This window comes from Pseudomonas sp. BIGb0278, from assembly GCF_024809895.1.
Lineage (GTDB): Bacteria > Pseudomonadota > Gammaproteobacteria > Pseudomonadales > Pseudomonadaceae > Aquipseudomonas > Aquipseudomonas shirazensis.
This window is the reverse complement of record NZ_JANUEL010000007.1, coordinates 66,645-80,998: the sequence shown is the minus strand read 5'-3', so window position 1 is coordinate 80,998 and position 14,354 is coordinate 66,645. Positions and strand designations below refer to the sequence as shown.

Annotated in this window: 13 protein-coding genes and 2 pseudogenes; 9 read left to right on the top strand and 6 right to left on the bottom strand. The window is 61.3% G+C overall.

The window, feature by feature from the left end:
• The first annotated feature begins 1 nt into the window (after position 1).
• Complete coding sequence (locus tag M2396_RS20840; protein WP_150570009.1) at positions 2 to 298, top strand: DUF1244 domain-containing protein; 297 nt, start codon at positions 2 to 4, stop codon at positions 296 to 298.
• A complete protein-coding gene (locus M2396_RS20835) occupies positions 291 to 632 on the top strand; it encodes a HopJ type III effector protein (RefSeq protein WP_178080741.1) in 342 nt (113 codons plus the stop codon). Before M2396_RS20840 ends, M2396_RS20835 begins: the two co-directional genes overlap by 8 nt.
• A 40-nt stretch (positions 633 to 672) precedes the next feature.
• Here M2396_RS20835 and M2396_RS20830 read toward each other — a convergent pair whose 3' ends face one another.
• Entirely contained in the window at positions 673 to 1,581 is a 909-nt protein-coding gene (locus M2396_RS20830; RefSeq protein ID WP_188035316.1) for an alpha/beta fold hydrolase, read from the bottom strand.
• Between the two features lie 77 nt (positions 1,582 to 1,658).
• Positions 1,659 to 2,870, bottom strand: coding sequence for an enoyl-ACP reductase FabV (fabV, locus tag M2396_RS20825; RefSeq protein ID WP_188035315.1), 1,212 nt, complete (start codon positions 2,868 to 2,870; stop codon positions 1,659 to 1,661).
• 468 nt (positions 2,871 to 3,338) lie between these two features.
• Between fabV and M2396_RS20815 the strand changes: the two genes are divergently transcribed.
• Positions 3,339 to 4,517: an acetyl-CoA C-acetyltransferase gene (locus M2396_RS20815; RefSeq protein ID WP_101316341.1), complete on the top strand. Its 1,179-nt coding sequence runs from the start codon at positions 3,339 to 3,341 to the stop codon at positions 4,515 to 4,517.
• Between the two features lie 61 nt (positions 4,518 to 4,578).
• Here the strand turns inward: M2396_RS20815 and M2396_RS20810 are convergent, their stop codons facing one another.
• Positions 4,579 to 5,298: an SDR family oxidoreductase gene (locus M2396_RS20810; RefSeq protein ID WP_259077671.1), complete on the bottom strand. Its 720-nt coding sequence runs from the start codon at positions 5,296 to 5,298 to the stop codon at positions 4,579 to 4,581.
• 105 nt (positions 5,299 to 5,403) lie between these two features.
• Positions 5,404 to 6,375: pseudogene (locus M2396_RS20805) on the bottom strand (5-methyltetrahydropteroyltriglutamate--homocysteine S-methyltransferase); the annotation flags it as partial.
• A 251-nt stretch (positions 6,376 to 6,626) separates the two neighbouring features.
• Here M2396_RS20805 and M2396_RS20800 point away from each other — a divergent pair.
• Positions 6,627 to 8,156 carry a methylenetetrahydrofolate reductase C-terminal domain-containing protein gene (locus M2396_RS20800; protein ID WP_259077670.1) on the top strand — a complete coding sequence of 510 codons (1,530 nt, stop codon included), beginning with the start codon at positions 6,627 to 6,629 and terminating at the stop codon, positions 8,154 to 8,156.
• A 92-nt stretch (positions 8,157 to 8,248) separates the two neighbouring features.
• Here M2396_RS20800 and M2396_RS24415 read toward each other — a convergent pair whose 3' ends face one another.
• Positions 8,249 to 9,502, bottom strand: coding sequence for an alpha/beta fold hydrolase (locus M2396_RS24415; RefSeq protein ID WP_409035112.1), 1,254 nt, complete (start codon positions 9,500 to 9,502; stop codon positions 8,249 to 8,251).
• 364 nt (positions 9,503 to 9,866) lie between these two features.
• The gene (locus M2396_RS20785; RefSeq protein ID WP_259077669.1) at positions 9,867 to 11,111 is read right to left on the bottom strand and encodes an MFS transporter; all 1,245 of its coding nucleotides are present in this window, start codon (positions 11,109 to 11,111) and stop codon (positions 9,867 to 9,869) included.
• Between the two features lie 103 nt (positions 11,112 to 11,214).
• On the opposite strand from M2396_RS20785, the gene M2396_RS20780 reads away from it, so the two are divergent.
• The 5 genes and pseudogenes from M2396_RS20780 to M2396_RS20765 all read left to right on the top strand — a co-directional run bounded on the left by M2396_RS20780 (position 11,215) and on the right by M2396_RS20765 (position 14,347).
• Entirely contained in the window at positions 11,215 to 12,183 is a 969-nt protein-coding gene (locus tag M2396_RS20780) for an AraC family transcriptional regulator (protein ID WP_101316326.1), read from the top strand.
• A 37-nt stretch (positions 12,184 to 12,220) separates the two neighbouring features.
• Positions 12,221 to 12,397: a transposase gene (locus M2396_RS24410; RefSeq protein WP_409035111.1), complete on the top strand. Its 177-nt coding sequence runs from the start codon at positions 12,221 to 12,223 to the stop codon at positions 12,395 to 12,397.
• Positions 12,372 to 12,611, top strand: a pseudogene (locus M2396_RS20775) (transposase domain-containing protein); the annotation flags it as partial. The gene M2396_RS24410 and the pseudogene M2396_RS20775, both read left to right, overlap by 26 nt.
• Positions 12,612 to 12,687: 76 nt before the next feature.
• The gene (locus M2396_RS20770; protein ID WP_259077667.1) at positions 12,688 to 13,038 is read left to right on the top strand and encodes a metalloregulator ArsR/SmtB family transcription factor; all 351 of its coding nucleotides are present in this window, start codon (positions 12,688 to 12,690) and stop codon (positions 13,036 to 13,038) included.
• A 19-nt stretch (positions 13,039 to 13,057) separates the two neighbouring features.
• Positions 13,058 to 14,347, top strand: a complete 1,290-nt coding sequence (locus M2396_RS20765) for an arsenic transporter (RefSeq protein WP_259077666.1) — start codon at positions 13,058 to 13,060, stop codon at positions 14,345 to 14,347.
• Positions 14,348 to 14,354 lie beyond the last annotated feature (7 nt).

Here is a 14,354-nt window from a genome sequence, read left to right as displayed (position 1 = left end):
CATGACCCCACAACAACAGCTCGAACTCGAAGCCGCCGCGTTTCGCCGGCTGGTCGACCACCTGCAAAAACGCACCGATGTGCAGAACATCGACCTGATGAACCTGTCCGGTTTCTGCCGCAACTGCCTGTCCAAGTGGTACAAGGCGGCTGCCGATGAGCAGCAGGTCGACATCAGCCTGGATGACGCCCGCGAAGCGGTGTACGGCATGCCTTACGCCGAATGGAAAGCCCAATACCAGAAAGAAGCCAGCGCCGATCAGCAAGCGGCGTTCGAACAAGGAAAACCCCGTGACTGACTTGAACACCCTGCGCGCCAGCCTCGAAAGCGGCGAACACGCCTTTGCCGACACCCTTGCGTTCATCGCCGAGCACTACAGCTATCAGCCGCAGGCGTTTACCAACGGTGACGTGGAAAACGCCGCCGGCCAGAACGAAGGCTCGTGCAAGACCCTCGGCATGGCCGTGCTGGAAGGCTTGAGCGACCGCGAAGCGTTGCTGGCCTTTGGTGAGCATTACCGCAGCGTGGTCGCCACGCCAGATGGCAGCGACCACGGCAATATCCGTGCGTTGATCGCGTATGGCCTGGCTGGGGTGAAGTTTGCCCAGCAGCCGCTCAAGCGCCTGGCTTGATGACAAAGGGGCTGCCTGCGTAGCCCCTTGGCTTGCGGCGTCAGCGCAGCCGCTGGCCGGGCGTGCCTGGTGACAGCTGGCCGTGTTGCAACCATTCCAGTGCAATCGGCCACAGCGTCTGCCTGAAGCGGTCATGAAAGAAGGCAAAGTGGCCGATCTCGGCGACCTGTATGTCCGCCGGGGCAATCCGCAGATGCGCGGGTTGCGCCTCGCTCAGATAAGCCAGTAAACGCTCGGTAGCAGCCACCGTACCGAACGGGTCATCGCTCAAGCTGATCGCCAATGTTGCCGCATGCACCTGAGCGAATGGCCTTGTCGCCAGCAAGCGCCCGCTAGGACGCTGTTCGTACGCAGGCGTGGGCGTACTCCAGTCAGCAACAACCCCTGCCGGGGTATCTTCCAGCCAACCCAGGCGTTTGCCCGGGAAATAGCCCATCACCCTGGTCAGCAGCGGCATTGCCACATGCCATTTGGCCAACAAGCGCCAGCGCTGCGCAGCCGCATAGTCGCGCCAATAGGCAAACTGCGCACCGACCATCACCACCCGCCGCACCTGCTGCGCCGAGGGCGCCAGGCCTACCGCCCAACCGCCGAAGCTGTGCCCGACCACATCCACTGGCTGCCCGGGGAAGTGCTCGGCCGCATACTGCAGCATGGCCTCGAAATCCAGTTGCCCCCAATCGCTCCATGACGCCGTGAAGCCACGCAACGACGGCGGCCGTGATTCGCCGATGCCGCGATAATCGAAGCACAGCACATCACAGCCCTGGGCAAACAGGTAGTCGGCAAAGCGCGAGTAGTAAGCGCAGCGCACCGAAGTGGCCGGGTTGATGATCACCAGCGGGCGCTGAGGATCAGGTCGAGCATGGCGCCAGACAAAACCGCCGAGGCTGTAGCCATCGGCGGCTTTGTGGCGCAGGGCGCTGGCGGGTTGGGTCAGGCTGCTCATGGCGGACTCTTTGTTGGAGTCTGCTCACGCTAGCAAAATTTCAGCCCCACGCCATCACCAGACACACGCTTCGCTGATTACAGCTGAACGCAGTCGAACTGGACGTCTGTCGCCACGTCTGCGTCGTAGTCGACGTCAGCGCGTTCGAAGCCGAACAGGTTGAGGAACTGCTTCTTGTAACCGGCGTAGTCGGTCATTTCGAACAGGTTCTCGGTGGTCACTTGTGGCCACAGGGCCTTGCACGCATCCTGGACGTCGTCGCGCAGTTCCCAGTCGTCCAGGCGCAGGCGGCCTTTTTCGTCGACTTCAGCCGGCGCGCCGTCTTCCCGGAACAAGCGGTCGCGGAACATGCGATCGAGCTGGTCCTGGGTGCCTTCGTGCACACCCTTTTCCTGCATGATCTTGAACACCATCGACAGGTACAGCGGCATTACCGGGATCGCCGAGCTGGCCTGGGTGACCACCGACTTGAGCACGGCAACGTTGGCGCCGCCCTTGATCTCGCTGGCGAGCTTCTGGTCCAGGCGCAGGGCGGTGTCGTCCAGGTCCTGCTTGGCCTTGCCCAGTGCACCGTGCCAGTAGATCGGCCAGGTGATTTCGGTGCCGATGTAGCTGAACGCGACGGTACGCGCCTGCTCGGCCAGCACGCCGGCATCAGCCAGAGCGTCGATCCACAACTGCCAGTCCTGACCACCCATGACGGTGACGGTGTCGGCGATTTCCTGCTCGGTGGCCGGCTCGATCGAGGCTTCGGTGATCACGTCTTTGTTGGTGTCGATGGCAGTCGACTTGTACGGCTGGCCGATTGGTTTGAGCGACGAGCGAATCACTTCGCCAGTCTTTGGCAGCTTGCGCACAGGCGAGGCCAGCGAGTAGATGACCAGGTCAACCTTGCCGCCCATTTCGTTCTTGATCAGCTCGATGACCTTGGCGCGGGCTTCATCGGAGAAGGCGTCACCGTTGATCGACTTGCTGTACAGGCCTTCAGCCTTGGCGAACTTGTCGAATGCAGCAGCGTTGTACCAGCCGGCGGTGCCTGGCTTGTTTTCGGTGCCTGGCTTTTCGAAGAACACGCCGAGGGTGTCGGCTTTGAAGCCGAAGGCTGCAGTGATGCGTGCTGCCAGGCCGTAGCCGCTGGAAGCACCGATCACCAGGACCTTTTTCGGACCATCATCGCGCACGCCCAGCTTGCGGGTGGCTTCGATCTGGTCACGGACGTTGAGCTCGCAGCCCTTCGGATGGGTCGTGGTGCAGATGAAACCGCGAACCTTGGGATGAATGATGGCCAATGTCTGTACCTCGTCAGGTTTAGGCTAGGGAGCCGCGCCGCGCGGGCGGGTTCCGTTTGATCTGAGGGTGAGACTACCCCCGCAAGTTATCCGACACATATTACGGGCTGACGGGGGTGGTTCCAACCGCAGATCGCCCCAGCTGCTCACGCAGCCACTGCATGAAGGCACGCGCCAGCGGGTCATCCTGGCTGTCGCGGTGCACCAGGCACGCCCACGCCGGGCCCCTGACCCGCTGCGCCGACAACGCCTGCAGTAAACCCTGCGCCGCTGCGCATCGACGCGATTGCCGCAGGCGGCGGTGACATTCACTGCGTCACTCATCAGTGCCCTGCCGTCTAACGGGGTGATTGATTAGCTTTGCGAATCAATGCCAAAGAAAAACAAACTTAACAAATGAACCGTTTGCACCGATGCTGGGTGGTACTGCGTCGCCTCGTCGCGCCACCTTCATCGGAGAACAACAACATGCATGAAGTCGTCATCGTCGCCGCCACCCGTACCGCCATCGGCAGTTTCCAGGGCGCTCTGGCCAGCGTGCCAGCCGTCGATCTGGGCGCTGCGGTGATCAAGCGCCTGCTCGAGCAGACCGGGCTCGACCCAGCACAAGTCGACGAGGTGATCCTTGGCCAGGTGCTGACCGCCGGTGCCGGACAAAACCCGGCGCGTCAGGCTGCGGTCAAGGCCGGCTTGCCGTTCAGCGTGCCGGCGCTGACCCTGAACAAAGTCTGCGGCTCGGGCCTCAAGGCCTTGCACCTGGCGACCCAGGCGATTCGCTGTGGCGATGCCGATGTGGTCATAGCCGGCGGCCAGGAGAACATGAGCCTGGCGCCCTACGTCATGCCCTCGGCCCGCACCGGTCAGCGCATGGGCCATGGCCAGTTGATCGACAGCATGATCAGCGACGGCCTGTGGGACGCCTTCAACGATTACCACATGGGCATCACAGCCGAGAACCTGGTCGACAAGTTCGACATCAGCCGTGAACAGCAGGACGCCTTTGCCGCCGAATCCCAACGCAAGGCCGTCGCCGCCATCGAAGCCGGGCGTTTCAAGGACGAGATCACGCCCATCGTGCTGCCGCAGAAAAAGGGCGAGCCAAAGGTGGTCGAGCGCGACGAGCAACCCCGTCCCGAATCCACCGCCGAAGCACTGGCCAAACTGCGTCCGGCGTTCAAGAAAGACGGCAGCGTCACCGCCGGCAACGCCTCCAGCCTCAACGACGGCGCAGCGGCGGTACTGCTGATGAGCGCGGCCAAAGCGACCGAGCTGGGCCTGCCGGTGCTGGCCAGGATTGCCAGCTACGCCAGTGCTGGGGTCGACCCGGCGATCATGGGCATTGGCCCGGTGTCGGCCACCCAGCGCTGCCTGGCCAAGGCCGGCTGGCAGTTGGCCGATCTGGACCTGATCGAAGCCAACGAAGCCTTCGCCGCGCAGGCGCTGGCGGTGGGCAAGTCGCTGGAATGGGACGCAGACAAGGTCAACGTCAATGGCGGCGCCATTGCCCTCGGTCATCCGATTGGCGCATCTGGTTGCCGAGTGCTGGTGACCCTGCTGCACGAGATGATCAAGCGTGATGCCAAGAAAGGCCTGGCGACCCTGTGCATTGGTGGTGGTCAGGGCGTGGCGCTGGCGATCGAGCGCTAGGTCGGCGATTGCGTGAACCGGGCTGGCGGCGCGTGCCGGCAGCCTGGTTGCTCAAGAAGGTTCAGAAGCGCTCGTCAGCGATGGCTGGCAGAGTCAGCTCACGCACGTAGCTGGCTGGCGACAAGCTGAGCAATGTGCGCACCATCAGCACCACATCGTGCACCGGAATCAACTCCCCTGCCCCGCGTGCTGCGGCTTCGGCCAACGGCACTTCAAGGTCGTCTTCGGTATTCAGGTAGCCGAGATTGAGGCAGGTGACGCCGAGCTGTTGATCTCGGTAGCCTTCGCGCAGCGCTTCGGCGATACCGCGCAAGGCGAATTTCGATGCGCCAAAGGTAACTTCGGGGCGACCGCTCTGACTCAGGCCGGAGGTCGAGCCGGTGAGGATGATTCGCGGCGCTTGGCTGCGCAACAGAACCGGCAGCAGACGTTTGATCAGCAGGATTGTCGCGGTGATATTGCAGCTGACCATGTGCTCCAGCTGCTCATCATCGTCGCTTGCAAAACTGTAGCCGGCTTCGAACGCCTGCGTTTCCCACAAACCAAGGTTGTAGATCAGGGCATCGATACCGCCCGCCTCTACTGCATGTGCAATCTGCTGCGCCGCCAACTTGGGCTGGCCCATGTCCGCTGCGATCCACTGCACTGCAATGCCATCGCGAACCGGCAACGGTTCAGGCTGCGTGCGTGACACCCCGATCAGCGTATCGTCCGTTGCTCCCAGCCCGTCGATCAATGCCTTGCCCAGCCCTTTGCTGGCACCCACCACTAGAACTTTCATCCCAACACTCCCTGTAGGCCGGATAGCCGAGCGGCATCGAAACAGAACTCGGCAGGTGCGGCAAAGCCAGGTTGTATCTGGATATGAGCAGGGGCTCGCCTGCTACGCGGCACGAGCCTGGGCTACGTCCGAGTGGTTGAGCGCCTTGGTCAGCAGTGCTACCTGCTGGCACTTGTCGGCGGCGAGGGCGAGCTCATTGTTGAGCTCGGCATCGTCTTGCTCGTCAGCGCTGTGCAGCAGCGGGCACGACGGCGCTACCCACAACCGGTCGCCCAGGCGCTCGGCGGCGAGGCGCAGGACGTGCAGCGCATCGTCCAGATTCCAGTGCCCGCTGTTACGGCCACTGACTACGCCCAGCGAAAGCACCTTGTACGCCGGCAGGCGATCAAGAATGGTCGGGAATTGTTCAGGGGCCTGCACCAGGTCGATGTGCAGGCCGTCGACCGGGAGATTGGCGGCCAGGCCGAGGTTGGCGTTCAGGCCGCCAAAGTAGGTCGCGACCAGCTTTTTCAGCGGCGCCCGCTGGAGGATGTTGTAGACCCGCTCGTAGGCATTCTTCCAGGCCTGCGGCAGTTCCAGCGCCAGGATCGGTTCATCGATCTGTACCCACTCCACACCTTGCGCAGCCAGCTGGTTGAGGATCTGGTCGTACAGCGGCAGCAGGCGATCAAGCAATTCCAGTTTGTCGAAGTCGCCACCTTGGCATTCACCCAGCCACAGGTAAGTCAGCGGGCCGAGCACGACTGGCTTGACGGCATGGCCGAGCGCTTTGGCCTCGTTTACCTCTTCAAGCAGTTGCTCCCAGTTCAGGGCGAACTGCTGATCAACGCTGAGCTGCGGGGCCAGGTGGTGGCTGTTGCTGTCGAACCACTGGGTCAGCTCCAGCGCGTGGTCGCTGACTGGCAGCAGCTCGATGCCGGCATCTTTCTGCAGCTGCCAGTGCTTGGCACGCAACTCACGGCCCACCGCACGCAGGCCGGCTTCATCCAGCGCGCCCGTGAGGAACGCCTGTTGGGCCTTCTTCAGTTCGGGATCACAGCCGATGCGTGGAAAGCCGAGGTTGTGTGCCAGTGCCATGTGAGGTGTTCCTTGCCGTTGAATTTCAATGGGGCAAGTCTGTGCGCAATGCGATGCTGAGACAAACTCATATAATTTATGATCATCTCAAGAAATTCTCATACAGCGCTTTGACGTACACCGACTTAAGATTGGCCCAGCCGCGCCATGGCATGTCTTTTCCACACCTGTCACCAGCGCAATCAGACAAGCCAACCTCACCCATCTGCCGCACAATGCCGGCCAGATCCACTGCCGGTGCCGAGCCCCGCATGAGCCTGCTGAAAACCGCGCTGCATGAGCACGCCTTCGTCTGCATCATGGAATTCGTGCCCAAGCCCTCTGCCGAGCGCTTCGCCGCGCTCGAAGCGATCATGACCCGCAAACAGCTGTGCGGCTGGCCGCTGACCGTGTCCATCGGCGACCGCGTCGGCAGCCCGCTGGACATGTCGCCGCTGGACGCTTTCAACTCGCTGACTACACCCGTGCCCGCCCTGCTGCACTTTTCCGGCAAGGCCCGCGAACGCCACGACCTGCTCAGCCAGCTGCAACACATGGATGCCGCCGGCCTCGACCAGTTGCTGATCCTTACCGGCGATCGTCTGCCCGGGCACACGCCCGGCCAACAGCCGGTGCGCTACCTCGAATCCGTCGCCGCCCTGCAGATCGCCCGCCAGGCCCGACCCGACTGGCTGCTCGGCGCCGCTCTCAACCCGTTCAAGTACCGCGAAGAAGAAGGCGCTGCGCAGTATCTCAAGGCTGAGAAAAAGCTCAGTGCCGGTGCTGACTTCCTCACCCTGCAGCTCGGCTACGACGATCAAAAACATCAGGAAGCGCTGCAGTGGATGGCTCGTCAGCGCACACCGAAACCGCTGATCGCCTGCCTTATGGCGCTCACCCACGGCCGCGCGCAGATGCTCGAACACGTTGCCGGCGCCGTCGTCACGCCATCGATGCGCGATGTACTGGCTGCCGAGCTGGCGCTGTCCAAGGCGTATGCCCAGGCGCGCAGTATTCAGCGCCTGGCGTTGCAGGTGGTGGGTTTGAAATTGATGGGGTATGCCGGCGTGCACCTGTCCGGTGTGCATGAAATTACCCAGTTGCAAGCGCTGGAGGATGAGCTGGAGCAAGTGCTGGCAAGTGTTCATACCCTGGAACAATGGGCGCCTGCCTGGACTGCCAGCTGGCAGATGCCGGACCTGCCCGCAGTGACCTTCACCCCGCCCGGCGCGCATTGGCGGCTTGGCCAGTCACGGGTCAGCGCCAGCCTGCGGGAGCAGGTTCGCTATCACTTGTTGTCGAGCATGCACGGGTTGTTGTTCGGCCGCGAGAACCGGGCCAGTCGTGCGTTTGGCTGGGCTGTGACTAGACCTTTGTGGTCGAAACCTGGCGCAGCAAGCCTGCTGCATGGCCTTGAGCGCGGCATCAAAAGACCGTTGGTTGGTTGCGACACCTGCGGCAGTTGTCGCCTACAAGACACTCTCTACATTTGCCCAGAATCCTGCCCCAAAGGCCTCGCCAACGGCCCCTGCGGCGGCACCTCGCTGAACCGCTGCGAGTTCGGTGATCGCGAGTGCGTGCATGGCGTGAAGTACCGCGTGGCCAAGACTGTGGGCGAGACCGATGTGCTGCGCGAGCGATTGATTCCTTGCGTCGAAGTCGAGAACCGCCACCGCAGCTCGTGGCCGGTGTGGTTTCAAACGGCGCCGGTGGTCAAGGTTGAGCCGGTGGTTGCGGTGCGGCGGGCTGCAGGTTCGGAGTCTGTTCAGCGTGAGGTAGCGGTTGCTGAGGTGGATAACTGACGCCGCCGACTGCGGCCTTGCAGGCCATAGCACGTTACGACAAAAGGAGAGGTTTTGATGCAACTGGCGCTAGGGCCAGGTTTGGCAGCCCACTAACTTGTAGCGGCCTGCACGGGCAAGCTTACCGTGAACGCAGTCCCCGCCACAGCATCCGAAACCATGCTCACCGTCCCGCCATGCGCCTCGGCAATTTGCTTGACAATGAACAACCCCAGTCCGACCGACCGAATCGAACCGTCATACTCATTGGCCCGCATCATGGGCTCGAACAACGTCGGGATCACCGCCTCGGCGATGTGCTCGCCATGGTTGTGAACGCTCAAGGTCGCGCCTGCTGCGGACAGGTCAGTGCTCAAGGTGATCGGAAAACTCAGATCACCATAAGCAACGCTGTTGGCAACCAGATTACCGATCATCTGCTGCAGACGATCCTGATCCACTTCAAGCGTGCCGCACCCGCGCGACACATGCCGGATGTGCGCATCAGCAAAGGCAATCCTCAGCTCACTTACACACTGGTCCACAAACTCAGGGAGGGGGACCTGATGCCGGCTGATCTTGATGCCCTGCCCAATCCGCACCGAGGCAAAATCCAGCAGGTCAACAATCATCCGCTGCGCCCGCTCGGCTGAGGTGCTGATGCCATCAAGTAGGCGCTGCTCCCGTTCGGAGCGCTGCCCATGCTCGAGCATGTGCGCGGCCATCTTGATGGCCATCATCGGGTTCTTCAGGTCATGGCTGGCAATCGCGACCATCTGCTCAGCCAAGAAGATCACCCGCGCAAAATGCCGAGCGATTTGCCCATCGGTACGCTTGAAGCTGCTGAGCAACTCCTCACCCAGCGCAGGTTCCCCAGGTTCGCCCATCAACACCGGGGCCATGGTGGTTGACCAGCCCTGATAGTTGTCGTCGATGGCCTCGAGCAACGCATCGACCTCCTCAGCCAGGAAGCCACCGGCATAGTCGCCCGAGTCGATATAGCTGGGCGATCCGCCAATCATGACCATCGCCGCGACGCGCCCTGGCTGCTGGCGCTGAGCCAGGGTACCGATCATTGCGCTTGCAGAATGGCAAACCAGGATAACCGGGCCCTCGGCGTACGCGTCGATAAGCTCGTTGAGGTCCGATGCGTAGCCCCACAGCGAGGAATACTTCTCAGGGTCGTAAGCAGCAAGATCCGACTGGCCCGCACCAACCAAGTCGTAGCTGATCACCCGAAAACGCGAAGCAAGGTGCGGCAGCAGCAATTTCCACATGGTTTGGTCGCAACCGAAGCCGTGCGAAAGGATCAAGGTCGCGCTGCCGCTGCCGGAGATGTTTACGTTGTTGCGCTTTTGCAGAGTCATTCTTATCTCGATCTCGTACAGCAAAGGCCAGGCCGTGATGATCCGCACCACCTGCCACTGAGAATAGATCAGGCATTGAGGGCATGGTTCGGATCAATGATGAAGATTCAATACCCGATCACGGTTAGAGGGGCAAGGAAGGACATGGTTCTGGCGTCACTGCTACGAGCCGGTTCTGGAGGACAGATACGCGATAGTCCCTGTAAACCGGGTGGAAATGAAAAGCTAGAGATGGATGTACCTTGCACCTCTCTGGACGAAGTCCGCCAAGAAATCTATGAAATTGACCGCAACCTTGTTTAGCTTCTCGCCAAACGGGGCCGCTGATACAGATAGCGAGATAAAACTGTGGCGAAAATGCCCATCAAGGCAAAACCCCTTTCAGCACAGCCCCATCTACCGCAGGAACTCGCACACGCAGTGCAATCAGCAACGCGGCCAGCAGCATCAGCACGGCCGCCGCCACGAATACGCCTGCGCTGCCACCGAGGCTGAACATTGCCCCACCCGCGGCTGCGCCTGTGGCGATGGCCGACTGCACAGACGCTACCACCATGCCGCCAGCGCTCTCCGCTTGATCAGGGACCGCGCTGGCGACCCAGTTCGACCATGCCACCGGCACACCCCCAAAGGCCAGGCCCCAGACCGCCAGCAGTACAGCCTGCCCTGGCACCGAAGCTGGCAACAAGACCAGCGCCAGTGCCGCAACGCCTACCAACGCTGGCATCAACACCAGGGTGGCCAATGGGTGACGAGTGAGCATCCACCCGGCCACCAACGTGCCGACAAAGTTCGCCACACCAAAACCCAGCAACATCAGCGACAGGCCCTGCGGGCCAATGCCGGTCGTATCTTCGAGGAATGGCCGAATATACGTGAACATCGCGAAGTGGCCGCTGTGCACCAGCACACAACCGAACATCCCCATAGCAATGCCTGGGCGCTGCAACACTTCAAGCACCGTACGCAGGCGTGCCGGCCGACGTGGCGCAAGGCTCGGCAGCGTAAGCGACTGGAAAATCAGGGTCACCCCCCCCACTGCTGCCGCTGCATAGAACGCGCTGCGCCAGCCATAGAGCCCGCCCAGATAACTACCCAGCGGGACCGCGACCACCGTCCCGACGGCGATGCCGCTGAAAATGATCGAGAGCGCTCGCGGCAACAAAGCCACGGGCACCAAGCGCATCGCCACCGCTGCCGCCATGCTCCAAAACCCACCAAGCGCGATGCCGAGCAAGATACGCATCAACAACAGCACCGCGAAACTGGAGGAAACGGCGACCAGCAGGTTGGATGCGATCATCAACGTGGAAAACCCCAGCAACACCCAGCGCCGATCGATACTTCGAGTCAGGCCTGGCACCAACAGGCCAGCGAACAGCGCCACCACCGCTGTCACCGTTACCGCTTGGCCAGCCAGCGCTTCGGACACCCCCAGCTCGGTTGCCATCGGCGTCAACAGGCTGGCCGGAAGGTACTCAGCGGTCAGCAAGCCAAACACGCCCATCGCCAACGAGAATACGGCCATCCACGCTGGAGTTGTAGGTTCTGCATCCGGCGCGGCGCCGCGACGGCTGTCGGGTACGGCATTGCATATAAGGTCAGTCACTGCATGGATCTCCCAATCTTCAATTGCGACCGGTAGTCTAGGCGCGAGATTCCGGATGATCTATGATCGAAAAACTCAATTTTTTGATTAAAACACCGAGCCGATGTCGACAGACCAATTTGCCCTCTCTTCCGACCTCATCAACGAGCTGTTGCGCGGCATGCGCCTGCGCGGTGTCGAGTACCGCCGTATCCAGGCGGGCCCAGCCTTCGGCTTGGCCTTCGCTGCCAAACCCGGGCATGCTTGGTTCCACTTCCTGGCGGTCGGCAACGCGGTGCTACGTATGGAAGACGGGACGACCTATGCGCTGTCAGCCGGTAACGCCGTCTTCATCTGCCATGGCGCGGCCCATCACTTGCTCTCGCATACGCAGGTACCCGTGCAGGACATTGATCTGCTGGACGGCGAGCCTCTCGGCGAAACCGTAAGCGCGGTGGACACCGGAACCGATCCCGGCTCCATGCCGACCACGCTGTTGTTCAGTGGATGCATGGAATTCGAATTGGGCAGCCTCCATGGCCTTGGCAAGCTGATGCCTGGCCTGATGCTTATTGATGCCGGCGGCCAGCGTTACCCCGGGCTGGTGCCTATTCTCACCACCATGGAGCGCGAGGTCAGCGCCGCACGCGTTGGCTTCGCCGGCATCCTCGCGCGATTGGCCGATGTGGTCGCCGCCATGGTCGTTCGCGGTTGGGTCGAGTGCGCCTGCGGCAACGCCTCCGGCCTGGTTGCCGCTCTGCGCGATCCGCGGCTGGCAGGTGCACTTCTGGCGCTTCATCAGCAACCGGGCCGAGACTGGACCGTCGAGCAGTTGGCGGAGCAATGCAATACCTCCCGCTCGGTCTTTGCCGAGCGCTTCCAACTGACGATTGGCATGAGCCCACTGCGCTACGTTACCGAAGTGCGAATGCGGCTTGCCAGCCAGTGGCTGACGCTGGAAAGAGTACCTATTGAAGAGGTCGCGCAGCGGTTGGGCTATACGTCCCAGGCGGCCTTCAGTCGGGCGTTCAAGCGAGTTACGGGTACCACGCCTGGGTTGAGTCGCAGGTTGAGGCAGTTGGCTGCCACCTGAAGCTGAGGCTAATTGGTGCCGAGCCGGAAAGCAGCGAATGTGTCTGCGGCTGCCAACTCCAGCGCCAAGTTCTCCGACCATCTGCCGCTGTACCGGCAAGAAAGGATCTTTTGGCCGAGCAGGCTTGGCCATCCCGCGTTCAACCCTGGCTCAATGGGTAGGGCAAACCGGCGTGCAGCTCCAGCCCTTGGTGGATGCGCTGCGCGGAGCTTGATGATGGTGCTGTGCCTATCGACGGTCGCTCCAACTGGTTGTTCGCCGGTTCGCTGCGCAGTGGTAAACGAGCGGCGGCTATCATGAGCTTGATCCAGTCGGCGCGCATGAACGGGCATGATCCGTACAGATACCTGAAGGACGTACTGACGCGCTTGCCAACTCACCAAGCAAGCAATCTGCACGACCTGCATCCGCACGCTTGCTCGGCTTAAGCAAAGAAGCTGCTTCCACTGAGGTATTCATATCTGTAAATTCGAATATACGAATAAACAAATATACAGGTTGGCCATGTCCTTTCAGCCCCACACTTTCTTCAAATGCCTCGGTGATGAAACTCGCGCCCGAATCATGCTGATGCTCGCTGTCGAGGGGGAGCTATGTGTCTGCGAATTGATCTGGGCGCTCGACGATCACCAACCAAAAGTGTCCCGGCACCTCGCTCAGTTGCGCACCTGCGGGCTGCTGGAAGATCGCCGTCAGGGCCAATGGATCTATTACCGCCTTCATCCAGAACTCCCTCAGTGGGCAGTGGAGGTGCTCCAAACGACCCTTGAGGCTAACCGTTCCTGGCTCGGCGATGACCAAGGTCGCCTTGCTTCGATGGAAGGTCGCCCAGTACGCCAGGCTTCCTGCTGCTAAGTGTTTCTGGAGAACTGACATGCTGTTGGCAATTTCAATATTTCTGGTCACGCTGGTACTGGTGATCTGGCAACCCCGTGGACTTGGCGTTGGCTGGAGCGCGTCTGCCGGGGCGGTACTCGCATTGTTGACCGGTGTCATCACGCTCAGCGATATCCCCGTGGTCTGGCACATAGTGTGGAACGCCACGGCAACGTTCATCGCGGTGATCATCATCAGCCTTCTGCTGGATGAGGCGGGCTTTTTCGAGTGGGCAGCACTTCATGTGGCTCGCTGGGGAGGAGGCAGCGGCGCACGCCTGTTTGCACTGATGGTGCTCTTGGGGGCAGCGGTTTCGGCCCTGTTTGCCAATGACGGCGCAGCATTGATACTGACTCCCATCGTGATCGCGATGCTGACCGCGCTCCGCTTCAGTCCAGCGGCGACCTTAGCTTTCGTGATGGCTGCCGGTTTCATTGCCGACACTGCCAGCCTGCCGCTGGTTGTCTCGAACTTGGTGAACATCGTCTCTGCCGACTTTTTCGATATCGGATTCGCCCGGTACGCCTCGATCATGTGGCCGGTGAATCTGGTCAGTGTCGTGGTGACCCTGAGCATGCTCTGGTTGTTTTATCGAAAGGAGGTGCCGCAGGCGTATTCGCCCGAGCAACTAAGGCGGCCAGAAAAAGCCATCAAAGATCGCCATACGTTCCTTGCAGGCTGGTGGGTGCTGGTACTTCTGTTGCTCGGGTTATTCGTCCTTGAGCCGCTTGGTATTCCTGTCAGTGCTGTCGCCGCCGCATGCGCCTTGGTGCTGCTGATCATTGCCGCAAAGGGGCATGTAATCTCGACACGCAAAGTGATGTTCAACGCCCCCTGGCAAGTCGTCCTGTTCTCGCTTGGCATGTATCTGGTGATCTACGGGCTGAAGAATGCCGGGCTGACTGAAGGACTCAGCTCGCTGCTTGGCACCTTCGCCGACCATGGCCTGTGGGCTGCCACGCTGGGTACCGGTTTCACCGCCGCGTTGCTGTCATCCGTGATGAACAATATGCCCAGCGTGCTGATCGGTGCCTTGTCGATCCAGGGCAGTGGGGTATCGGGACTCGCACACGAGGCCATGGTGTACGCCAACGTCATTGGCTGCGACCTCGGCCCGAAGATCACCCCCATCGGCAGTTTGGCCACGCTGCTCTGGCTGCACGTCCTGGCCCAGAAAAACATCCGCATCACCTGGGGTTACTACTTCAAGGTTGGCTGCGTACTCACCTTTCCCATTTTGCTTACGACACTGGCAGCACTTGCCGTGCGCTTGAGCATCAGCGCTTAGGAGTTGC

Excerpts from the sequence above, each read along its gene's own strand:
- M2396_RS20840 (WP_150570009.1), top strand. The coding sequence starts at position 2 with ATGACCCCACAACAACAGCTCGAACTCGAAGCCGCCGCGTTTCGCCGG.
- M2396_RS20830 (WP_188035316.1), bottom strand. The coding sequence starts at position 1,581 with ATGAGCAGCCTGACCCAACCCGCCAGCGCCCTGCGCCACAAAGCCGCC.
- M2396_RS20815 (WP_101316341.1), top strand. The coding sequence starts at position 3,339 with ATGCATGAAGTCGTCATCGTCGCCGCCACCCGTACCGCCATCGGCAGT.
- M2396_RS20810 (WP_259077671.1), bottom strand. The coding sequence starts at position 5,298 with ATGAAAGTTCTAGTGGTGGGTGCCAGCAAAGGGCTGGGCAAGGCATTG.
- M2396_RS20800 (WP_259077670.1), top strand. The coding sequence starts at position 6,627 with ATGAGCCTGCTGAAAACCGCGCTGCATGAGCACGCCTTCGTCTGCATC.
- M2396_RS24415 (WP_409035112.1), bottom strand. The coding sequence starts at position 9,502 with ATGACTCTGCAAAAGCGCAACAACGTAAACATCTCCGGCAGCGGCAGC.
- M2396_RS20780 (WP_101316326.1), top strand. The coding sequence starts at position 11,215 with ATGTCGACAGACCAATTTGCCCTCTCTTCCGACCTCATCAACGAGCTG.
- M2396_RS24410 (WP_409035111.1), top strand. The coding sequence starts at position 12,221 with ATGTGTCTGCGGCTGCCAACTCCAGCGCCAAGTTCTCCGACCATCTGC.
- M2396_RS20770 (WP_259077667.1), top strand. The coding sequence starts at position 12,688 with ATGTCCTTTCAGCCCCACACTTTCTTCAAATGCCTCGGTGATGAAACT.
- M2396_RS20765 (WP_259077666.1), top strand. The coding sequence starts at position 13,058 with ATGCTGTTGGCAATTTCAATATTTCTGGTCACGCTGGTACTGGTGATC.